Origin of the sequence: Bradyrhizobium sp., from assembly GCF_047605465.1 — a bacterium.
In the GTDB taxonomy this organism is placed as follows: Bacteria; Pseudomonadota; Alphaproteobacteria; order Rhizobiales; family Xanthobacteraceae; genus Bradyrhizobium.
This window is the reverse complement of the sequence record NZ_JASGFS010000004.1, coordinates 78,483-99,575: the sequence shown is the minus strand read 5'-3', so window position 1 is coordinate 99,575 and position 21,093 is coordinate 78,483. Positions and strand designations below refer to the sequence as shown.

16 protein-coding genes are annotated in these 21,093 nt (G+C 66.0%); 13 read left to right on the top strand and 3 right to left on the bottom strand.

What is annotated here, in order from left to right; genetic code table 11:
• Positions 1-18 precede the first annotated feature (18 nt).
• Genes hpaE through hpaH form a run of 3 tightly spaced genes read right to left on the bottom strand, consistent with a single transcriptional unit; the run spans position 19 to position 2,786 of the window.
• Positions 19-1,557, bottom strand: coding sequence for a 5-carboxymethyl-2-hydroxymuconate semialdehyde dehydrogenase (hpaE, locus tag QM712_RS05940; protein ID WP_415022133.1), 1,539 nt, complete (start codon positions 1,555-1,557; stop codon positions 19-21).
• Positions 1,550-1,948 (bottom strand): 5-carboxymethyl-2-hydroxymuconate Delta-isomerase, encoded by a 399-nt coding sequence (locus QM712_RS05935; RefSeq protein ID WP_415022132.1) that lies wholly within the window; start codon positions 1,946-1,948, stop codon positions 1,550-1,552. The genes hpaE and QM712_RS05935 overlap by 8 nt, the downstream gene beginning before the upstream one ends.
• Positions 1,949-1,979: 31 nt before the next feature.
• Complete coding sequence (gene hpaH / locus QM712_RS05930) at positions 1,980-2,786, bottom strand: 2-oxo-hept-4-ene-1,7-dioate hydratase (RefSeq protein WP_415022131.1); 807 nt, start codon at positions 2,784-2,786, stop codon at positions 1,980-1,982.
• A gap of 116 nt (positions 2,787-2,902) precedes the next feature.
• Between hpaH and hpaR the strand changes: the two genes are divergently transcribed.
• The 13 genes from hpaR to QM712_RS05865 all read left to right on the top strand — a co-directional run bounded on the left by hpaR (position 2,903) and on the right by QM712_RS05865 (position 21,057).
• Entirely contained in the window at positions 2,903-3,421 is a 519-nt protein-coding gene (gene hpaR / locus QM712_RS05925; protein ID WP_415022130.1) for a homoprotocatechuate degradation operon regulator HpaR, read from the top strand.
• A gap of 294 nt (positions 3,422-3,715) precedes the next feature.
• Entirely contained in the window at positions 3,716-4,861 is a 1,146-nt protein-coding gene (locus tag QM712_RS05920; protein WP_415022129.1) for an ABC transporter substrate-binding protein, read from the top strand.
• An 84-nt stretch (positions 4,862-4,945) separates the two neighbouring features.
• Complete coding sequence (locus QM712_RS05915; protein WP_415022128.1) at positions 4,946-5,818, top strand: branched-chain amino acid ABC transporter permease; 873 nt, start codon at positions 4,946-4,948, stop codon at positions 5,816-5,818.
• The gene (locus QM712_RS05910; RefSeq protein ID WP_415022127.1) at positions 5,815-7,593 is read left to right on the top strand and encodes an ABC transporter permease subunit; all 1,779 of its coding nucleotides are present in this window, start codon (positions 5,815-5,817) and stop codon (positions 7,591-7,593) included. The genes QM712_RS05915 and QM712_RS05910 overlap by 4 nt, the downstream gene beginning before the upstream one ends.
• Positions 7,593-8,321, top strand: a complete 729-nt coding sequence (locus tag QM712_RS05905) for an ABC transporter ATP-binding protein (RefSeq protein ID WP_415022126.1) — start codon at positions 7,593-7,595, stop codon at positions 8,319-8,321. The genes QM712_RS05910 and QM712_RS05905 overlap by 1 nt, the downstream gene beginning before the upstream one ends.
• Before the next feature lie 72 nt (positions 8,322-8,393).
• Complete coding sequence (locus QM712_RS05900) at positions 8,394-9,479, top strand: malate/lactate/ureidoglycolate dehydrogenase (protein WP_415022125.1); 1,086 nt, start codon at positions 8,394-8,396, stop codon at positions 9,477-9,479.
• 161 nt (positions 9,480-9,640) lie between these two features.
• Positions 9,641-10,417: an HpcH/HpaI aldolase family protein gene (locus QM712_RS05895; RefSeq protein ID WP_415022124.1), complete on the top strand. Its 777-nt coding sequence runs from the start codon at positions 9,641-9,643 to the stop codon at positions 10,415-10,417.
• Between the two features lie 166 nt (positions 10,418-10,583).
• Positions 10,584-12,107: a UxaA family hydrolase gene (locus QM712_RS05890; RefSeq protein ID WP_415022123.1), complete on the top strand. Its 1,524-nt coding sequence runs from the start codon at positions 10,584-10,586 to the stop codon at positions 12,105-12,107.
• A 186-nt stretch (positions 12,108-12,293) separates the two neighbouring features.
• A complete protein-coding gene (locus QM712_RS05885) occupies positions 12,294-12,815 on the top strand; it encodes a PAS domain-containing protein (protein WP_415022122.1) in 522 nt (173 codons plus the stop codon).
• On the top strand, positions 12,793-14,097 hold the full coding sequence (locus tag QM712_RS05880; protein ID WP_415022121.1) for a methyl-accepting chemotaxis protein: 1,305 nt from the start codon (positions 12,793-12,795) through the stop codon (positions 14,095-14,097). Before QM712_RS05885 ends, QM712_RS05880 begins: the two co-directional genes overlap by 23 nt.
• A 274-nt stretch (positions 14,098-14,371) precedes the next feature.
• A complete protein-coding gene (locus tag QM712_RS05875) occupies positions 14,372-17,641 on the top strand; it encodes a DUF2126 domain-containing protein (protein WP_415022120.1) in 3,270 nt (1,089 codons plus the stop codon).
• 27 nt (positions 17,642-17,668) lie between these two features.
• Positions 17,669-20,182 carry a circularly permuted type 2 ATP-grasp protein gene (locus tag QM712_RS05870; RefSeq protein WP_415022119.1) on the top strand — a complete coding sequence of 838 codons (2,514 nt, stop codon included), beginning with the start codon at positions 17,669-17,671 and terminating at the stop codon, positions 20,180-20,182.
• Entirely contained in the window at positions 20,179-21,057 is an 879-nt protein-coding gene (locus tag QM712_RS05865) for a transglutaminase family protein (RefSeq protein ID WP_415022118.1), read from the top strand. The genes QM712_RS05870 and QM712_RS05865 overlap by 4 nt, the downstream gene beginning before the upstream one ends.
• The last annotated feature ends 36 nt before the right edge of the window (positions 21,058-21,093 follow it).

The window sequence follows — 21,093 nt, the reverse complement described above, 5'->3', positions numbered from 1 at the left end:
CGCTCCCGGATTTGACGATTAAATTCCCAGTTTCTGAATCTTGTGCGTGCCCCGCGCCAGCGAGACGTGCTTGGTTTCCATGTAGAAGTCGAACGAGTAATCGCCGCCGTCGCGGCCGATGCCCGATGTCTTCATGCCGCCGAACGGCGTCGGAAGGTGACGGACGTTTTCCGAGTTCAGCCAGATCATGCCGGCCTCCAGCGCATCGGCGACGCGCAACGCGCGACCCATGTCGTTGGTCCAGACATAGCCGGTCAGGCCATAGCGGATGTCGTTGGCGATCTCGACCGCGTCCTTCTCGTCGCGGAAGGGCAGCACGGTGAGGAAGGGGCCGAACACCTCTTCCTGGGCCACCCGCATCTTGGCGCTCGCGCCGGTCACCAGCGTCGGCTCGACATAGTGGCCGCCGCCCGGACCGTCATGGGGCTTGCCGCCCGCCGCGATCACCGCGCCGTCCTGGCGGGCGATGTCGAAATAGGAGCACACCTTGGCGAAGTGCCGCTCGTGGATCAGCGGGCCGATCTCGGTGGCGGGATCGAGGGGATGACCGACCCTCAGCGCCTTGACGCGCGCGGTCAGCTTCTCGACGAACGCCTCCGCGATGCTCGCCTGCACCAGCAGGCGGCTGGAGGACGTACAGCGCTCGCCGTTGAGCGAGTAGATCATGAAGACGACCGCATCGAGGGCGCGGTCGAGATCGGCGTCGTCGAACACGATCACGGGGTTCTTGCCGCCGAGTTCGAAATGCACGCGCTTCAAGGTCGGCGCGCCCTGAGCCATGATCGCCGAGCCCGTCGCGCTCTCGCCGACGAAACCGATCGCCTTGATCGCGGGATGCTCGGTCAGCGCCTTGCCGGCTTCCTCGCCGAAGCCGTGAACCGTGTTGAGCACGCCGTCGGGAACGCCGGCCTCCTTCACGAGCCTGGTCAGGATGTCGGCCGTGACCGGCGACCATTCGGCCGGCTTGTGCACGACCGTGCAGCCCGCGGCCAGGGCGGGGGCGATCTTCCAGGTCGAGAGCATGAACGGCGTGTTCCACGGCGTGATCACGCCGACGGGGCCGATCGGCACGCGCGTCGAGATGTTCCAGTGCTCGTCGCTCGGCGTGTTGAGGCCGTCGCGCGCCTCGGCACATTTGTCGGCGAAGAAGCGGAAGTTCTCCGCGGCGCGGATCGCGGCCTTGGCCATGAAGCGGTAGGCCTGGCCGCTGTCGATGCATTCGAGCACCGCGATGTCGTCGGCATTGTCCTCGATCGCGTCGGCGACGCGGTGCAACAGCTTGCGCCGCATCGCAGGTCCCATGTCGCGCCAGGACTTGAAGGCGAGGGCGGCCGCCGTCGCGGCGCGATCGATGTCCTCGGCATTGCCGCGGGCGACGCTGGCAAGCACGGCGCCGTCGACCGGCGATGTCGTCTCGAAAGTCTCGCCGGAAATCGACGGTACGATCTTGCCGTCGATCATGTGGCCGATGCCGTCGGCGCGGAGTTTCTTCAGCAGCGGCGCAGCGCGGTTCCGGTTGGCCTCGAAAACGTCGGCTTTCGGCGCCGGCTTATCCATGGGCGGCCTCCGCCTTCAGGGCCTCGTGGATGTTGTTGCGCTTCCAGCTCGTGTCCTTGTCGTTGATCTGCATGTCGAACGACAGGGCGAACTTGCTGGTGGCGAAGACGGGATCGAGATGCTTGGAGAGGGCCTGGAAGACGTGTTCTCCGGCCTTCTGGCGCGTGGGTAGATCGCGGCCCTCGCCGATGCGCAGGACCATGTCGAGGAAACCGTAATCCTGCCGGGCGTCGGCGATCGCGTAATGCTCGCATTTGAATGCGCGAACGCGGATGCCGCCGAGCGGGAAGATGCCGGTCTCCACCGCCGCCTTGCGGACCACCTCGCACACCAGGGTCATGTCGAGGCGGCCGTCGAGATTGGCTGAATATTCGATCGTGAAATGCGGCATGGCGGTTTCACTCCCCGTGTATTTTTATTCGTCAGGCGAAGTAGCAGCTCACCGAGCCGTAGGCGCCATAATCGGCCTGAATTGTGTCGCCCTTGCGGGTTTCGATCGGGCGGATGAACGAGCCGGCGAGCACGACCTGCCCGGGCTCGAGCGCAAGGCCGAGCGGCGCGATCTTGTTGGCGAGCCAGGCAACGGCGGTGGCGGGATGATTGAGCACGCCGGCGGCAAGACCGGTTTCCTCGAGCTGGCCGTTCTTGAAGCACAGCGCGCCGATCCAGCGCAGGTCGGCCTCGAGCGGACGGATCGGCCGCCCGCCGAGAACGATGCCGGCATTGGCCGCGTTGTCGGCGATGGTGTCGTAGATCTTCCGCGTCGCCTTGGTCTTGGGATCGACGCGCTCGACTCGCGTGTCGAGGATCTCAAGCGCCGGCACCACGAAGTCCGTGGCGTTGAGCACGTCGAACATCGTGCAATCGGGCCCCGACAGGCGCTTGCTCATGACGAAGGCGAGCTCGGCCTCGACGCGCGTCGCGATGAAGCGGTCGGTCGGCACCAGCCCGCCGTCGGCGAAGAACATGTCGTCGAGCAGCACGCCGGAATCCGGCTCGTCGATGTTGAGCGCGCTCTGCATCGCCTTCGAGGTCAGGCCGATCTTGTGGCCCTTGACGAGGCGTCCTTCGGCGATCTTGACGTCGACCCATGCCTTCTGAATCGCGTAAGCATCGGCGATGGTGATGTCGGGGAAGTCCTGCGAGAGCTGCCGGATCTGCGTCCGTGTCTTCTCCGCCTGATGCAGACGGGTCGCACAGCTCAGGATATCGTGGTGGGAGAGTGCCATGCCGGATCTCTGCGAAATTGTGCTGCCGGGAGATATTTAACATGTTAAGTGAATTCGTCAAACCCAATTCTGGCGTGCTGCAGTGCAAACATCTTCGGGCTTGAGGGCGGAGAGTCATGGCGAAGCGATCGGCTAATCCTGCGAATGGGAGCGCCCCTGCCGTGAGGCAGGTGCCGATGCGCGACTTCTCGCGCTCGCTGCCGATGTCGCTTTTGAGGGCGCGCGAAGCGGTGATGCGGCAGTTTCGTCCCGCCTTGCGCGAGCACGGTTTGACCGAGCAGCAATGGCGCATCATGCGCGCGCTCGCGGCCATCGAGGCCGTCGAGGTCACGGAACTCGCACGTACGGCGTTTCTGCTTGGACCGAGCCTGTCGCGCATCCTACGCGATCTCGAGGCGCGGCATTTGATTGAGCGCAAGACGGCGAAGGAAGATTTGCGCCGCAGCGTGGTTTCGATCTCGGAGAAGGGCGTGAAGCTGATGGCCTCCGTGGCACCGTTCTCGGAGGCGATCTATGCCGAGATCACGCGGCGCTTCGGCGCCCGCAAGCTCGCCGAATTGCAGGACATGCTGGGGCAATTGGAGCTTTGTCTGGCCTCCGTCGACGTGGGCGAGGAGATCTCGGACGATGCGTGACGGCAAATTTGCATGATGACTTGACCGACACGCATGCCTGTCGCCGCTGCCCATGGCCTGGGCAGTCCAGGCGGTGTCGAGGGAGCGGCAAGCCGGGTCCCGATCGCCGTGAATAGTCGGGCGCCGCGGGTGTTAATCATCGGCAGGCGCTCGCTCTGCGCACTTAGTCGATGATCACGCAATATCAATTTACTCGTGCCGGGAGAATCCGTAAGTAGCATCCGGCTCTGTATTCAACGATAGAGCCAAGACCAAGAAGGGCCGACAAGGATGCCCGGTCCCAGGGAGGAATGAATGAGACTGACGAGACGCGATTTCGCTGCCGGAATTGCCGCCGGTTTTGCCGCGCCCTACCTCATCAAGAGTGCGAATGCACAAGGCGCCACGATCAAGATCGGCATGTGCGCGCCCGTCACCGGCCCCGCCGCCGAGTCCGGCGGTTATGCCATCAAGGGCGCGAAACTGGCGCTGGAGGCCGTCAACAAGGCCGGCGGTATCCTGGGAAAACAGGGCGAATTGATCGTCGAGGACGACCAGACCACCAATCCCGGCATCGTTCTGGCCTTTTCCAAGCTCGCCGCACAGTCCGACATCGTCGGTTTCCTCGGCTCGATCCGTTCCACCCAGGTGCATGCCATGGCGCCCGACGTGATCAAGCTCGGCAAGCCCGTGATGATCGGCGGCACCGATCCGAATCTCACCCACATGGGCAACCCCTGGTTGTTCCGCTGCCGTCCGAATGACAGCTATTCCGGCCGCGTGATCGCCGAATACGGCGTCAGCACGCTCGGCAAGAAGAAGTGGGCCGTGCTGCACTCGACCGACGCGTTCGGCACCGCGGGCGGCAAGGCGCTGACCGAAGCGCTGAACAAGCTCGGGGCGCCGCCGGTGCTCGACCAGGGCTATGCCAATCAGAGCCAGGATTTCACGCCGGTCGTGCTCGCGATCAAGCAGTCGGGCGCCGACGTCCTGGGATCCTATTTCACCTTCGAGAACGATCTCGGCATCTTTGCGCGTCAGCTGCGCCAGCTCGGCGTCAACATCCCCTGGGTGGGATCGCCGTCGATCGTCAACATCACCGCGCTGAAGCTCGCAGGTCCCGCGCTGTACAACACGTACGGCGTCGCCGACTATGCCGAAGAGTCCAGCGATGCCTCGAAGGCATTCGGCAAGCTCTATCGCGACGCGGTCAAGGTCGCGCCCGACAACCAGAGCTCCTGGACCTACGACGCCATCAACGTGCTGGCCCAGGGCATCAACAAGGCCGGCTCCACCGACCCCGGCAAGATCCGCGAAGCCATCCTCGCGATCAAGAAGTTCCCGGGCGCCGAGGGCGAATACAATTTCGACCAGAACGGCGACGGTCTGCACGGCTACAACATCGTCAAGAACGACAAGGGCAACATCGTCTTCGACAAGCACATCGAGTTCAACGACTGACGTACGTTCGGCCTCCTCGGCGAGAATCGGGGAGGCCGCGACGCCGCTCGGTGAACGCATCCGCTCTCCAACGGAACGCTTGTCATGGATCTCGCCCTACAGCTCCTGTTTACCGGCATCGGCATCGGCGCCGTCTACGCGCTCGTCGCGCTCGGCTTCGTGCTGATCTTCCGTGCCACCAACGTGGTGAATTTCGCCCAGGGCGAGTTCTCCATGGTCGCGGCCTACCTGATGGTGGTCGCGATCGAGTTCGGTCTGCCCTATTGGGCCGCGTTCCTGGCCGCGCTGGCCGGCATGGCGCTGCTCGGCGTCATCTTCAATCTCGGCGTCTATTACCCGCTGCGCCACCGCACCTACCTTCCAGTGATCATCGCCACCATCGGCGCCTCGATCCTCCTCGCCAATTCCGTGCTCGCCATCTACGGCCCGCAGCCCCAGGTGCTGCAGGGCTGGTTCGACACGCCCGGCATCCAGCTCGGCCCGGTCTATCTCGACAGCCAGTATCTCCTGATCATCGCCGTCACCATCTGCCTCGTGATCTTCAATTTCTGGTTCTTCGAGAAGACGCTGCTCGGCAAGAAGCTGCAGGCGACCTCGCAGGACAAGGAGATGGCCTCGCTGCTCGGCATCTCCGTGTCGACGATGATCATGATCACGTTCATCTACTCGGCCGTGCTCGGCGGTCTCGCCGGCATCCTGGTTGCGCCCGTGCTGTTCGTCTCGATCCAGATGGGCTCGACGATCGCGCTGAAGGCCTTCGCGGCGACCATCATCGGCGGCTTCGGCGACGTCGCCGGCGCCATCATCGGCGGTCTCGCGCTCGGCGTGATCGAGACCTTCGGCGCGGCCTACATCTCGGTGCCCTACAAGGACGGCTTCGCATTCCTGGTGCTGGTCGCCTTCCTGATCTTCCGGCCGCAAGGCATCTTCGGCGAACGCGTGGCGGAGAAGGCATGAGCGCACCCAGCGACAACATGTCGATCCCGGCTCCCGCCGTTCACTCCAAGCCGCTGCTGGTCCGGCACCTGCCGTATTTCATCGGCGCGGCGATCCTGGTCGCGCTTGCCGCGACCATGCGTTTCGACGGCTACGTCCACAACATCCTGCTCCAGGCCACGACGTTCTCGATCGCGGTATTCGGGCTGTCGGTCGTGCTCGGCCTGTGCGGCCAGATCAATCTGGCGCAGGCCGCGTTCTTCGGCCTCGGTGCCTACGCGGTCGGCATCGGCACGACGGACCTGCATGTCAGCTTCTGGCTGTGCCTCGTCGGCGGTTGCGTGATCTCGCTGCTCGCCGGTGCGTTCCTCGGCATGTCGACCCTGCGGCTCGGCGGCCATTACCTCGCGATGGTGACGATCTCGTTCCAGCAGATCGTCACGCTCGTGATGATCAACGCGATCTGGCTGACCCACGGCCCCGACGGCGTCTCCAACATCAAGCGGCCGGAGCTGTTCCAGTCGTCGCAGAGCTATCTCGCGTTCTGCGTCGCGATGCTGGCGATCGTCGGCTACCTGGTCTGGCATCTCGCCGACACCAAGCTCGGCCGCGCCATGCGCGCGGTGCGCGACAACGAGCTGGCAGCCGGCGTCAACGGCATCGACGTCTTCCGCACCAAGATCTACGCCTTCGCGCTCTGCGCGCTGCTCGGCGGGCTCGCCGGCGGCCTGTTCGCCGGCGGCTTCGCCTATGTCAGCCCCGATCAATTCTCCTTCGCGGAGTCGATCGTCTTCCTGACCATGTCGCTGCTCGGCGGCGTCGCCTCGCCGATCGGCTCGGTGATCGGCACGGGCCTGCTGATCCTGATCCCGGAATGGCTGCGCTTCCTCAAGAGCGTGCCGGGGCTTTACCTCGCCATCTACGGCCTGTTCGTGATCCTGATCATCCGATTCATGCCCGACGGCATCTGGGGCTTCGTCGCCGACGCGTTCACGCGGTGGCGCGCCAAAACCAAGGCCACGCCGGCGGCCGCAGCCCTGCAGTTGAAGCCGGCCAGCGTCAGCGGCGACACGGTGCTCGAGGTCACCGGCCTGTCGAAACACTTCGGCGGCCTGAAGGCCGTCGACGGCGTCGACATCGCGGTGAAGCGCGGCAGCGTGCATGCGCTGATCGGACCGAACGGCTCCGGCAAGACGACGACGCTTAACGTGCTCTCGGGACTGTACGAGGCTACGGCCGGCAAGATCGTGCTCGACGGCACCGACATCACCCGCATGCCGCCGCATCAGCGCACCGCCGCGGGTCTCGGGCGCACCTTCCAGAACATTCGCCTGTTCCGTTCGATGACGGCGCTGGAGAACGTCGAGATCGGCGCCGAGCGGCCCGGCAACACCATGGTCGGGAAAGGCGACGATGCCCTGACCGAGCGTGCGATGGAGGCCCTGACCTTCGTCGGCCTCGGCAACCGCGCCAACGAGTTGATCTCGAGCTTCTCCTACGGCCATCAGCGGCTGATCGAGATCGCGCGTGCGCTCGCCGCGAACCCCACGCTGCTGCTGCTCGACGAGCCTGCGGCCGGCCTGAACTCGACCGAGAAGCTCGAACTGCACGAATTGCTCAAGCGCATCGCCGCGCAGGGGCTGACGATCCTGATCATCGATCACGACATGACGCTGGTCTCGGAAGCGGCCCAGCACATCACCGTGCTCAACTTCGGACGCCGCATCGCGGACGGCGAATCCATGGCCGTGCTGCGTCATCCCGACGTCGTCTCCGCCTATCTCGGGAGCGAATGATGCCGTTGCTCGAAATTCGCGATCTGGTGGTGCGTTACGGCGAGATCGAAGCGCTGCGCGGCGTCACCTGCGCCGTGGAGCAGGGACAGGTTGTAACGCTCCTCGGCGCCAACGGCGCCGGCAAGTCGACGACGTTGCGCGCGATCTCGGGCCTCGCCAAGCCCGCCTCTGGCGACATCCTGTTCGACGGCAAGTCGATCGCGGGGCTCGGCCCGGAGGCCATCGTCCGCATGGGCATCTCGCACGTGCCGGAAGGCCGCCGGGTGTTTCCCGGGCTGACCGTGAAGGAGAACATCATGCTCGGCGCGTCCAATCGCCGGGCATCGAGCGCGGAGATCTCCCGCGAGGCGGACGCGATGTTCGACCTGTTCCCGGACATCCGCAAGTTCACCAATGCGCTCGGCTGGACCCTGTCCGGCGGCCAGTTGCAGATGGTGGCGGTCGCCCGCGGCCTGATGGCCAAGCCGCGTCTCCTGCTGCTGGACGAGCCGTCGCTCGGCCTCGCGCCCGTGATCGTGCAGGCCGTGTTCAAGATCATTTCCGAGATCCGTCGCAACACGACGGTCTTGCTTGTCGAGCAGAATGCGCGCATGGGCCTGTCGGTCGCCGATTACGGCTATGTCCTCGAAACCGGCCGCATCGTGCTCGGTGGCAAGCCCGACGAGCTCTGGGGCAACGAGGCCATCCGCGCCGCCTATCTCGGGGGCCATGCCAAGGCGAGTGCGTAGAGCATGATCCGGAAAAGCGTGTTGCGGTTTTCCGGGAACATCATGCTCGAACAATAGCCGGAGAGTTCCGTCATGGTCACGATCCAGGTCCAGAACCTCATCGATTTCGTCGCCGAGGTGTTCAGCCATGCGCAGTCGTCTCCGGAGGAGGCGAAGCGGATCGCGACCTATCTCACGACAGCGAACCTGACCGGCCATGACAGCCACGGCGTGATCCGCGTCCCCGTCTATATTCGCTGGCAGAAGATGGGCTCGGTGGTTCCGAACCAGACCTGCGAAATCGTCGTCGACACGCCGTCGCTTGCGGTGGTCGACGGCAGGTTCGGCTACGGCCAGACCGTGACGCCGCAGGCGGTCAGGATCGGGATCGAGAAGTGCAGGAAGGCGGGGCTGGCCGCTGTTGCGCTGCGCAATGCCGGGCATATCGGCCGGGTCGGCGATTGGGCGGAGATGGCGGCCGCCGAGGGTCTGGTGTCGGTGCATTTCGTCAATGCCGCGGGTTCGCTGCTGGTGGCCCCGTTCGGCGGCGTCGAGAAGCGGCTGTCGACGGCGCCGTATTGCGTCGGAATTCCCCGCGAGGGCCAGGATCCAATCGTGCTGGATTTCGCGACCTCGATCGTTGCCGAGGGCAAGGTGCTGGTTGCAAGCCGTGGTGGCAAGAAGCTGCCCAAGGGCGCGCTGGTTGATTCCGACGGTACCTTGAGCGAGGACCCGGCCGTGCTCTACGGGCCGTACACGCCGGACGGCCCGCGCGATCATACGAGGGGGACCGGGGCGATCCGCGCCTTTGGCGACCACAAGGGATCGGGCCTTGCGTTCATGTGCGAGCTGCTCGGCGGCGCGCTCACCGGAACAGGGGCGACGTCGAGCAGCCGGCGTTTCGCCAACGGCATGCTGGCCTTCTATGTCGATCCGAAGGTCGTCGACACCTCCCATGTCTTCGACGCCGAGGTGTCCCGCTATGTCGACTTCATCCGCGACACCAAACCGATGGCCGGGGTCGATCAGGTGCTGATTCCGGGCGATCCGGAGCGGAAAACCCGGGCCGAACGCAGCAGGAACGGCATCCCCTTGCCGGATGACACCTGGGCGGCGATAGTGAACACCGCCCGCGAGGTCGGCGTCAGCGAGGTCAGCATCCAGAGGGCGACGGCGTAGGCGAATTTTCTCGTTGCGAGATGCGCAGCGACGAAGCAATCCAGAGCGTCAGCGCGGAGAGATTCCGGATTGCGTCGAGGAGCCTGTCATCGGGGTGTGCGTCGCGCGGACCCGGTGGCTCGCAATGACGACGGGCAAGAACAACGAAGAAGGAAGACAAAGTGGCAAACAAAGTCAAAGAAATCTGGAAGTCGGGCAAGGCCGTGGTCAATGCGTGGCTCGCGATTCCCTCGGGCTTCTCGGCCGAGATGGTCGCGCAATGCGGCTTCGACAGCGTCACCGTCGACATGCAGCACGGCGTGCAGGACTATTTGTCGATGGTGCAGTGCTTCCAAGCGATGGACAAGCATCCGGTCACGCCGATGGTGCGCGTTCCCTGGAACGAGCCCGGCATCATCGGCAAGGTGCTCGACGGCGGCGCCTATGGTGTGATCTGCCCGATGGTCAACACGCCGAAGGAAGCCAAGGATCTCGTTTCCTACTCCAAATATCCGCCGAAGGGCGTGCGCTCGAACGGACCGATCCGCGCCGGCATGTACGGCACCGCCGGCTCCTACCAGAAGACGGCGAACGACGAGATCGTGCTGCTGCCGATGATGGAGACCAGGACCGCCGTCGAGAACATGGAGGCGATCCTCGACGTCGAGGGTATCGACGGCGTCTATGTCGGTCCGTCCGATCTCGGCTTCTCCTACGGCCTCGAGCCGAAGCTCGATCGCACCGAGCCCGAGATCCTCGCGATCTACGACAAGATCATCAAGGAGTGCGGCAAGCGCGGCCTCAACGCGGGCATCCATTGCAGCGGCGCCGAAGGCGCGGCGCGCGCGATCAACCTCGGCTTCAAGCTGGTCACGCTCTCCAACGAGGTCGGCCTGATGACGACCTACGCCAAGATGCAGGTGAACGCGACCCGCAAGGATTCGGGCGGCAAGGCCTGATCGTCGTGTCCCGGATGCGGTGCAGTGCGTGGCAATGCACCGCAGGGCCGGGACTTGATCGGTCGCGCAACAGATGAAGTCACATATGGCCCCGGCGCGGCAGCGCATCGTGTCACGCTGCGCTGCCTCCGGGGCATGATAGTTTGAAGACCCGAGGAGACGTCCCATGACCATCAGCTCCGTCATCCGCCTGCATCCAGATGATGGCGTGCTGATCGCGCGCGCGAGCCTGCCGCCCGGAACGGAGGTGGCCGAGGGCGTCACGACGGTCGATCGCATCCCCTCCGGCCACAAGGTCGCGATCAAGCCGATCGCGGTGGGCGAGCCGGTCATCCGCTACGGCCAGATCATCGGCTTTGCGACGGTGCCGATCGCGCCGGGGCAGCACGTCCACACGCAGAACTGCGGCATGGGCGATTTCTCCAAGGACTATGCCTACTGCGCCGACGTCAAGCCGACGCCGAATTTCGACCTGCCGGCGAGCTTCGAAGGCATCCGCCGTCCGGACGGACGCGTCGCCACGCGCAACTATATCGGCATCCTCACCTCGGTGAATTGCAGCGCGCATGTCGCGGGTCTCGTCGCCGACGTCTTCAAGAAGAATCCCTTCACCGGCGACAATCCGCTGGCCGATTTCCCCAATGTCGACGGCGTGGTGGCGCTGACCCACAAGACCGGCTGCGGCATGACGCAGAACGAGCCGCTCGCGCTGCTCCGCCGCACGCTCGGCGGCTATGCGCGCCACGTCAATTTCTCCCACGTCATCGTGCTCGGCCTCGGCTGCGAGGTGAACCAGATCGGCGGGCTGATGGAGGAGCAGAAGCTCGCCGGCCGCCTGCGCGCGATGGACATCCAGGAGGTCGGCGGCACCCGCAAGACGGTCGAGGCGGGCGTCGCTTTCGTACGTGAGGCGCTGGCGGACGCCGACAAGGTGAAGCGCGAGTCCGTGCCGGTGAGCGAATTGACCGTGGCACTGCAATGCGGTGGCTCGGACGGCTATTCCGGCGTGTCCGCCAATCCGGCGCTCGGTGCGGCCAGCGATCTCATCGTGCGCCACGGCGGCACCGTGATCCTGTCGGAGACGCCGGAGACCTACGGTGCCGAGCATCTGCTGACGCGCCGCGCGGTCAGCCGCGAGGTCGGCGAGAAGCTGGTCGATCTCATGCGCTGGTGGGACGAATACACCGAGCGTGAGGGCGCGGAGATGAACGCCAATCCGAGCCCCGGCAACAAGGCCGGCGGCCTCACCACCATCCTGGAGAAATCTCTCGGTGCGATGGCGAAGGCCGGCACCACCAATCTCGTCGACGTGCTGCGCTACGCCGAGCCGGTGACGAAGAAGGGGTTCGTGTTCATGGACACGCCCGGTTACGATCCCGTCGCCGCGACCGGGCAGGTGGCCGGCGGCGCCAATCTCGTCTGCTTCACCACGGGCCGCGGCAGCGTGTTCGGCTGCAAGCCGGCGCCGTCGATCAAGCTCGCGACCAACTCGCCCATGTACAAGCGCATGGAAGACGACATGGACGTCAATTGCGGCACCATCCTCGAAGGCGAGGAGACGGTGCAGCAGTGCGGCCAGCGCATCTTCGACCTGATCCTGAAAACCGCCTCGGGCCAGCCGACCAAGAGCGAAAGCTTCGATTTCGGCGGCGCCGAGTTCGCGCCCTGGGTGCTGGGTGCGACGATGTGATTTGCGACCGGCGCGCTGAAGCAGCAAGCCGGACATCATCGTTGCGTGCCTCAGTAATCCTACGGAGGCGGCAATTGATCGCACGCGGTTCCCGTACTCACATACAGTTAACCCCCGTGCCGTACGCAGGGAGGTGATGCGGGCTCCACTCCTTCGGGGCGTTTGCTCTCTGGGAATGGACGACAGATGACGCGTGCGATACGGCCGACCGGCGTGGAAAACCTCCTCGACGAAGAGGAGTTGATCGTGTCGAAGACCGATCTGAAGGGCCGCATCACCTACGCCAACGACGTCTTCATTCGCCTGGCGAAATATTCCTACGCGGAGTTGATGGGCGCGCCGCACAGCCTGATCCGCCATCCGGACATGCCGCGCTGTGTCTTCAAGCTGCTGTGGGACACGCTTCAGTCCAGGCAGGAGATCTTCGCCTATGTCGTGAACCTGGCGAAGGACGGCAGCCATTACTGGGTGCTGGCCCACGTGACGCCGACCTTCGACACCCAGGGCAATATCGTCGGTTATCACTCCAACCGCCGCAAGCCCGATCCGGCGCAGGTCGAGCGCATCAAGCCGATCTACAGGACGCTGTGCGCGGAAGAATCGCGTCACGCCAATGCCAGGGACGGCATGCACGCGAGCTTCGAGGCGATGGTCGGACTGCTCAAGCAACAGGGTGTCGGTTACGATGAATTTGTGCTCACTCTCTAAGGCGCAGGGAGCGACCGCGCTCGCAGGCCTTCTCGCCACCGCTGCATTCGTTCTCTCGCTGACGGGGGCGGCCGGAATGTCCGGCGCGGTGCTGTCCGGTCTGACGGTCGCGCTGCTCGGCTACGCCGTCTGGTGCCAGCGGCGCACGGCGGTTGCTGTCGAAGAGGTGGCCGAGGTGTGCCGCCATGCGGCTCGCGGCGATCTCGAAGTGCGCATCCTGAGCGATCGGCAGGCCGGCCGGATCGGGTCGATCCAGAAGTCGGTCAACGACATGCTCGATATCACCGATGCCTTCCTCCGCGAGGCGTCGGCGTCGATGGACTATGCGAGCCGGGGCAAGCATTTCCGCAAGATCCTCGCGCGCGGGCTGCCCGGCTCGTTCCGCCGCTCGGCGACCGTCATCAATTCCGGCACCGACAGCCTCGGCCGTCGCGTGGTCGAGATCGGCGATCTCGCCAAGCAGTTCGGCACGCATCTCGACCAGGTCGCGGGCACCCTCATGGGCGCGGCGTCCGATCTCGAATCCGACGCGGGTCAGATGGCGGCGGCGGCCGAAAAGACCAGCCGGCAGACATCCGGCGTGCTCAATGCCTCCGACCAGGCTTCGCGCAACGTGTCCACCGTCGCCAGCGCCGCCGAACAGCTCGCATCCTCGATCGCGGAAATCGGCCGTCAGGTGACGGGCTCGACCGAGAGCACGGGGCGCGCCGTGAACGAGGCCAATCGCGCCGACAGCGAGATCCGCACGCTCGCCGATGCGGCCCTGCGGATCGGCGACGTCGTCAAGCTGATCAGCGAGATCGCGTCGCAGACCAATTTGCTGGCGCTCAACGCGACGATCGAGGCGGCCCGCGCCGGGGAGGCCGGCCGTGGCTTTGCGGTGGTGGCGTCCGAGGTGAAGAGCCTCGCCAACCAGACCGCGAAGGCGACCGAGGAGATCAGCGCCAAGGTCGGCGAGATGCAGCAATCGACGACCAATTCGGTCGCCGCCGTCCAGGCGATCGCGCAGACCATCGCCGAGATCAACGGCATCACCGCATCGATCGCGGCTTCCATCGAGCAGCAGGGTGCCGCGACCCGCGAGATCGCCCGCAACGTCCAGGAAGCCTCGGCCGGCACCTCGCAGGTGTCGTCCAACGTCACCGGCATCAGCGAGGCCGCTGCCGATACCGGCCGCGCGGCGACGCGCGTCAACAGCGCCTCGGAGCGCGTCCACGGCGAAGTCGAGACGTTGCGGCGTGAAGTTACTCAATTCCTGCAACGGCTGACATCGGCCGCGTGAGCCGGCGCCGCGAAAGTCATCGTTCGTCGATTCCTCAGAGGCCGTCATGCCCGGGCTTGTCCCGGGCATCCGTGTTCTCCGATTCCGGAAGCACTGGTCGCGGACGGCCGGACCAAGCCCGGCCATGACGCCGCGGAGGTCTGGAAGCGCAAAACCCTTGTGCGATCCGCCGGAGCGCGGGGATACTTCCTAGGCACGTGCTGCCCGTTGTTAGTGCTTGATCGCACTCACATCAGGTGTTCTGCTCAAAAAAGCTGCTGGAGCACCGCACCCCGTGTCGATCTACGTCGCATTGCACCACGTTACGCACTATAAATACGACCGCCCGATCGATCTCGGTCCGCAGACCATTCGCCTGCGGCCGGCACCGCACACGCGCACGCCGATCCTGAGCTATTCGCTCAAGGTCTCGCCCTCAAATCATTTCGTGAACTGGCAGCAGGACCCGCAAGGCAACTGGCTGGCCCGCTATGTCTTTCCCGAGAAGACGACGGAGCTGAAGATCGAGGTCGATTTCACGGCGCAGATGACCGTGATCAATCCGTTCGATTTCTTCATCGAGCCCTATGCCGACAGCTTTCCGTTCGCCTATCCGAAGGACCTGAAGACGGAGCTGGCATCGTATCTGGAGACCCTGGAGCCCGGTCCCGAATTCGCGAAATACCTCGCCACGATTCCGCGCGAGGCTCCGAACACCGTCAACTTTCTCGTCGATCTCAATCGCGAGCTCCAGAAGCGTGTCCGCTACATCATCCGCATGGAGCCGGGCGTGCAGACGCCGGAGGAAACGCTGGCGTCCGGCGCCGGCTCGTGCCGCGACTCCGCCTGGCTCCTGATCCAGACGATGCGCCATCTCGGCCTCGCGGCCCGCTTCGTCTCCGGTTATCTGATCCAGATCCGTCCCGACATCGATCCGATCGAGGGACCGCCGGAGGTCGAGAACGACTTCACCGATCTGCATGCCTGGGCCGAAGTCTATCTGCCCGGCGCAGGCTGGATCGGTTTCGACGCGACGTCCGGCATGCTCGCGGGCGAGGGACACATTCCCGTTGCGGCGACGCCGCACTACCGCTCGGCGGCGCCGATCTCCGGGAGCGCGGGCTTTGCGGAAGTCGAGTTCGCCTTCGACATGAGCGTGCGGCGCATCCGCGAGGCGCCGCGGATCACCAAGCCGTTTTCCGACGAGTCCTGGACGCGGCTCGACGATCTCGGCGCGCAGGTCGACCGCGATCTCGCCGCGCAGGATGTCCGTCTCACCATGGGGGGCGAGCCCACCTTCGTTTCGGTCGATGATCTCGAAGCGGCCGAATGGAATACCGAAGCGGTCGGTCCGACCAAGCGCATGCTCGCCGACGATTTGATCCGGCGGCTGCGCACGCGCTTCGCTCCGGGCGGCTTGCTGCATTACGGGCAGGGCAAATGGTATCCGGGCGAGAGCCTGCCGCGCTGGGCGTTCGGTCTCTACTGGCGCAAGGACGGCGTGCCGATCTGGAAGAATGCCGACCTCATCGCCAAGATCGAAAATCCGCGGAGGCCCGAAGTCAGGGATGCCGAGGCCTTCATCGAAGGCACGGCCGCGCGGCTCGGGATCGACCTCGGCTACATCATGCCGGCCTACGAGGATCCGGCCTATTGGCTGCAGAAGGAAGCCGAGCTTCCCGTCAATGTCGATCCCTCCGATTCCAAACTGTCCGATCCGGAAGCGCGGGCAAGGATGGCGCGGGTGTTCGATCAGGGCGTCGGCACGCCGCGCGGTTTCGTGCTGCCGATCCAGCGCTGGAATGCGCCGCCGCGCTGGCGCAGCGAGCGCTGGCCGCTCAGGCGCAATCGCCTGTTCCTGTCGCCGGGCGATTCACCTCTCGGCCTGCGCTTGCCGATGGGGTCGCTGGGCCATGTGCCGCCGAACCAATATCCCTACATCGTCGAGCAGGATCCGATGGAGCCGCGCGGCAAGCTGCCGGTGTTCACGCGGCTCGCGCGTCCGCCGTCGCCGCCTCGGACCGCTCCCGAATATCTCAACACGGCGATTCCCGTGCGCACTGCGATGGCGGTGGAGATCCGCGACGGCGTGATCTGTGCCTTCATGCCGCCGGTCGAGCGCATCGAGGACTATCTCGAACTGATCGCGGCGCTCGAATCCACCGCCGAGGAGATGCAGCTTCAGGTCCATGTCGAGGGCTATCCGCCGCCGTTCGACCCGCGCATCGAGGTCATAAAGGTCACGCCGGATCCCGGCGTGATCGAGATCAACATTCAGCCGGCGAAGAGCTGGCGCGATGCCGTCGACATCACGTCCGGCCTGTACGAGGACGCAGCCAAGGTGCGCCTCGGCGCCAATCGCTTCCTGGTCGACGGCCGTCACACCGGGACCGGCGGCGGCAACCATGTCGTGGTCGGCGGCTTGAGCCCGCAGGATTCTCCGTTCCTGCGCCGTCCCGACCTGTTGAAGAGCCTCGTGCTGTACTGGCAGCGGCATCCGTCGCTGTCCTATTTCTTCTCCGGCCTCTTCATCGGACCCACCAGCCAGGCGCCCCGCATCGACGAGGCTCGGCACGACAGCATCTACGAGCTCGAGATCGCGCTTTCGCACGTGCCGCCGCCCGGCTACCAGACGCCGCTGTGGCTGGTCGACCGGCTGTTCCGGCATCTGCTCGTCGACATCACCGGCAACACCCATCGTGCAGAGATCTGCATCGACAAGCTCTATTCACCCGACGGTCCCACGGGCCGGCTCGGCCTCGTCGAATTCCGCGCGCTCGAAATGCCTCCCGATCCACGCATGTCGCTGGCGCAGCAACTCCTGATCCGCGCACTGATCGCAAAGCTCTGGCGCGAACCGCAGTCCGGCAAGTTCGTGCGCTGGGGCACAGCGCTGCACGACCGCTTCATGCTGCCGCACTTCATCTGGTCCGACTTCCTGGACGTGCTCTCCGAGCTGAAGCAGTCCGGCTATCCGTTCGAGCCGGAATGGTATCTCGCCCAGCTCGAATTCCGTTTTCCGGCCTTCGGCCGCGTCCATCATGGCGGCGTGATGCTGGAGTTGCGGCAGGCTCTGGAGCCCTGGCATGTGCTCGGCGAGGAAGGCTCCGCCGGGGGCACCGTGCGCTACGTCGATTCCTCGATCGAACGGCTTCAGGTGAAGGTCGAAGGCTTCGTCGAGGGACGCCATGTCGTGACCTGCAACGGCCGCCGCCTGCCGATGACCTCGACCGGCCAATCGGCCGAGGCCGTGGCGGGTGTCCGCTTCAAGGCCTGGCAGCCGGCGTCCGGCCTGCACCCGACCATCCCGGTGCACGCGCCGCTGACCTTCGACCTGATCGACACCTGGAACGGCCGCTCGCTCGGCGGCTGCGTGTACCATGTGGCCCATCCCGGCGGGCGCAACTATGACACCAAGCCCGTCAACACCTATGAGGCCGAGGCGCGTCGGCTGGCGCGCTTCCAGGACCACGGCCACACCCCGGGGCCGGTCCAGCCGCCGCCCGAGGAACGCACAAATGAGTTTCCGCTGACACTCGACTTGCGCACGCCGCTCCTGCAATGAGTATGATTGCGGGGCAAGGAGAGGCGCATGGGCGAGGGCGCGGCCGAAGACAACGACCAGGCGGGCAGGGCATCCGGCCAACGCCGTGTCGCGCAGTGGATCCGCGACTATAGCCGCCTGCCCGGAATCCCGGACGAGTTCCTCGCGCCTGACGGCAAGCCCCGTGCGGTCTGGAGCCGCTTCTTCGACGCCTTCGGCGCGCTCGCGCCCGACGAGATCGAGCGGCGCTTTGCGATGGCCGACCGTCATTTGCGCGAGGCCGGCGTCACCTATCGTGCTCCCGGCGAGAGCGCCGACCGGATCTGGCCGCTCAGCCATCTGCCGCTCCTGATCGACGAGGCCGACTGGCAGCAACTCAGCGCCGGCATCACGCAGCGCGCCGAACTGCTCGAGCTCGTGCTGCGCGACATCTACGGCGAGGGCCGCCTCGTCGCCGAAGGCGCGCTGCCGGCCGCGGCGATCGCCGGCAGCGCCGAATATCTGCGCCCCGTGTGCGGGGTGCCGCCGCCCGGCGGCCGCTATCTCTCGATCTACGCCGCCGACGTCGGCCGCGGTCCCGACGGCCGCTGGTGGGTGCTCGGCGACCGTACGCAGGCGCCCTCGGGCGCGGGCTATGCGCTGGAGAACCGCCTGGTGCTCTCTCGCGCGTTCTCCGATCTCTACAAGTCGATGAACGTGCCGCGCGTCGCGCCGTTCTTCGAGGCGTTCCGCGACAGCCTCCGCGCGCGCGCCGACCGCGACGAGCCGCGGATCGGCGTGCTCACGCCCGGCACTTTCAGCGAGACCTATTTCGAGCATGCGACGCTCGCGCGCTATCTCGGCTTCCTGCTGGTCGAGGGCGACGATCTCGCCGTCAGCGACAACCGCGTCCACATCCGCACGGTCGCGGGCCTGAAGCGGCTCGACGTGCTGCTCCGCCGCGTCGATTCCAATTCGCTCGATCCGCTCGAGCTCGACGCGTCGTCCCGGCTCGGGGTGCCCGGCCTGATCGACGTCCTGCGCAAGGACGGCGTCGTCGTCGCCAACATGCCGGGCTCCGGCGTGCTGGAGGCGCGCGCGCTGCTCGGCTTCCTCCCGGCGCTGAGCCGCCGCCTGCTCGGCGAAGAGCTGAAGATGCCGCACATCGCGACCTGGTGGTGCGGTCAGCGCTCGGCGCGCGACGAGGTGTTGTCGCGGCTCGACGAGGTCGCGATCGAAGGCGCCTATCGGCGCGGCGTTCCCGGCTTCGACAGCCATGGTCCGATGCTCGCGAGCGAGCTCGATGCCGGCGGGCGGCAGCGGCTGATCGACGCCATCAACGCCCGCGGCATGGACTATGTCGGCCAGGAGGTGGTGCGGCTCTCGACCATGCCGGTGTGGGAGCAGGGGCAACTCACGCCGCGTCCCTTCGTGCTGCGCGTGTTCGCGGCGGCGACGCCCGACGGCTGGGTCATCATGCCCGGCGGCTTCTGCAGGATCGCCGAGCAGGCAGATGCGCGCGCGGTGTCGATGGGCGACGGTGCCCGCGCCGCCGACGTCTGGATCGTCTCGGAGAAGCAGGTCTCGACCGCATCGCTGCTGCCTGCGACCGACAAGGTCCGGATCCGACGCATCGCGGGCGTGTTGCCGAGCCGCGCGGCCGACAATCTGTTCTGGCTCGGCCGCTATCTCGAACGTGCCGAAGCGACGCTGCGGCTGGTGCGCGCGTTGAGTTCGCCGAGCGGGCCCAACAAGGGCACCTCGGCGACGGTGCAGTCGATCGAACGCATCCAGCGTCTGCTGGTGGCCTGGGGCGCGATCTCGCAGACCTCGCGTGCCGCGCCCGGACGCATCGCGGCCGAAGCGCTGCAGAGCGCCGAGCGTTTCGGCTCGGCGCTGTCGCTGGTGCGTGCCGCACAGCGCACCGCGAGCTCCCTGCGCGAGCGGCTCTCGCCCGATGCCTGGCAGGTCATCACCGAGATGGCCGAGCGGCTGGCCTACGAGGTCGAGGACGACGACAGCGTCATCAGCGCCGCCGAGCTGACCTTGCAGGAGCTCGCGAGCTTCGCGGGCCTTGCGCAGGAGAACATGAACCGCGCCGCCGGCTGGCGCTTCCTCGATATCGGACGCCGCGCCGAGCGGGCCATCAACACCACGCGCTTCGCGCGCCAGTTCGCCTATGACGAGGCCTCCGACGAGGAACTCGACATCCTGCTGACGCTGGTGGATTGCCAGATCACCTATCGCTCGCGCTACCTGCTCGCGCCGATCCTGGCGCCGGTGCGCGACCTCGCGGTGCTCGACAATTACAATCCGCGTTCGGTGGCGTTCCAGGTGACGGCCCTGAACGAGCACATCGCCGCGCTGCCGAGCCTGAAGGAGCACGGCCTGATCGAGCGACCGCAGCGGCTCGCGGTGGCGGTGCAGGCGATGCTCGCCACGGCCGAGGCCGAGAAGCTCGAGGTCAAGACGTTGTTCGCGCTGGAGCAGGACCTGCTCAGCCTCGCCGAGGCGATCGGGCTGCATTATTTCCCGCATGGCCCCAATGCTAGCCGGCCGGAAAAGTTGACGGGGCTGGCGTGATCTACGACATCCGCCACGTCACCACCTACGAATACGAAAGCCCGGTCAGCTTCGCCCGCTGCACGCTGCGGCTGGAGCCGAAGAGCGGTGGCGGCCAGGAGCTGATCTCGCACGGCGTCGAGATCCGCCCGCGCCCGGCCGAGCGCAACGTCCGGCGCGATTTCTTCGGCACGCTGACCGAGAGCGTCGTCATCGAGGCCGCGCATCGCACCCTGCGGATTGACTCCCGGTCGCGCGTCTCGGTTGCGCGCCGGCCGCCCGCGCGCGATGCCGTCAGCCCGCCATGGGAGGGCATCCGCGACATCGCGTTCGAAGCGACCAGCCTCGGGCCGTCCTCGCCGGTCGGCTATGTCTTCGCGAGCCCGCTGGTGCCGGTGCTCCGCCCGGTGAGTACCTATGCGGCGATGAGTTTTGCGCCCGGCGCGGGCATCCTCGCCGGCGCGGTCGACCTGATGCACCGCATCCGCACCGAATTCCGCTACGACCCGAAGGCGACGGTGATCTCGACGCCGCTCGACGAGGTCTTCGACAAGCGCCACGGCGTGTGCCAGGACTTCGCTCACGTGATGATCGCGGGCCTGCGCGGGCTCGGTTTGCCCGCGGCCTATGTCAGCGGATATCTGCGCACCATTCCGCCGCCCGGCCAACCGCGTCTGCAGGGCGCCGACGCCACGCATGCCTGGGTCTCGCTCTGGTGCGGGGCGGAATTGGGCTGGGTCGATTTCGATCCGACCAACGATGTGCTGGTTGCCAACGACCACATCGTGCTCGCGGTCGGCCGCGATTTCTCCGACGTGTCGCCGGTCGACGGCATCATCGTCGGCTCGCCGAAGCAGAAGCTCGGTGTCGCGGTGGACGTGCTGCTGGTGGAATGACCGCGGCCTCGCCGTCGCGCTTTGTGAACGAATGAG

Excerpts from the sequence above, each read along its gene's own strand:
- hpaR (WP_415022130.1), top strand. The coding sequence starts at position 2,903 with ATGGCGAAGCGATCGGCTAATCCTGCGAATGGGAGCGCCCCTGCCGTG.
- QM712_RS05900 (WP_415022125.1), top strand. The coding sequence starts at position 8,394 with ATGGTCACGATCCAGGTCCAGAACCTCATCGATTTCGTCGCCGAGGTG.
- QM712_RS05885 (WP_415022122.1), top strand. The coding sequence starts at position 12,294 with ATGACGCGTGCGATACGGCCGACCGGCGTGGAAAACCTCCTCGACGAA.
- QM712_RS05920 (WP_415022129.1), top strand. The coding sequence starts at position 3,716 with ATGAGACTGACGAGACGCGATTTCGCTGCCGGAATTGCCGCCGGTTTT.
- QM712_RS05905 (WP_415022126.1), top strand. The coding sequence starts at position 7,593 with ATGCCGTTGCTCGAAATTCGCGATCTGGTGGTGCGTTACGGCGAGATC.
- QM712_RS05935 (WP_415022132.1), bottom strand. The coding sequence starts at position 1,948 with ATGCCGCATTTCACGATCGAATATTCAGCCAATCTCGACGGCCGCCTC.
- QM712_RS05870 (WP_415022119.1), top strand. The coding sequence starts at position 17,669 with ATGGGCGAGGGCGCGGCCGAAGACAACGACCAGGCGGGCAGGGCATCC.
- QM712_RS05915 (WP_415022128.1), top strand. The coding sequence starts at position 4,946 with ATGGATCTCGCCCTACAGCTCCTGTTTACCGGCATCGGCATCGGCGCC.
- hpaE (WP_415022133.1), bottom strand. The coding sequence starts at position 1,557 with ATGGATAAGCCGGCGCCGAAAGCCGACGTTTTCGAGGCCAACCGGAAC.
- QM712_RS05880 (WP_415022121.1), top strand. The coding sequence starts at position 12,793 with ATGAATTTGTGCTCACTCTCTAAGGCGCAGGGAGCGACCGCGCTCGCA.
- hpaH (WP_415022131.1), bottom strand. The coding sequence starts at position 2,786 with ATGGCACTCTCCCACCACGATATCCTGAGCTGTGCGACCCGTCTGCAT.
- QM712_RS05890 (WP_415022123.1), top strand. The coding sequence starts at position 10,584 with ATGACCATCAGCTCCGTCATCCGCCTGCATCCAGATGATGGCGTGCTG.
- QM712_RS05910 (WP_415022127.1), top strand. The coding sequence starts at position 5,815 with ATGAGCGCACCCAGCGACAACATGTCGATCCCGGCTCCCGCCGTTCAC.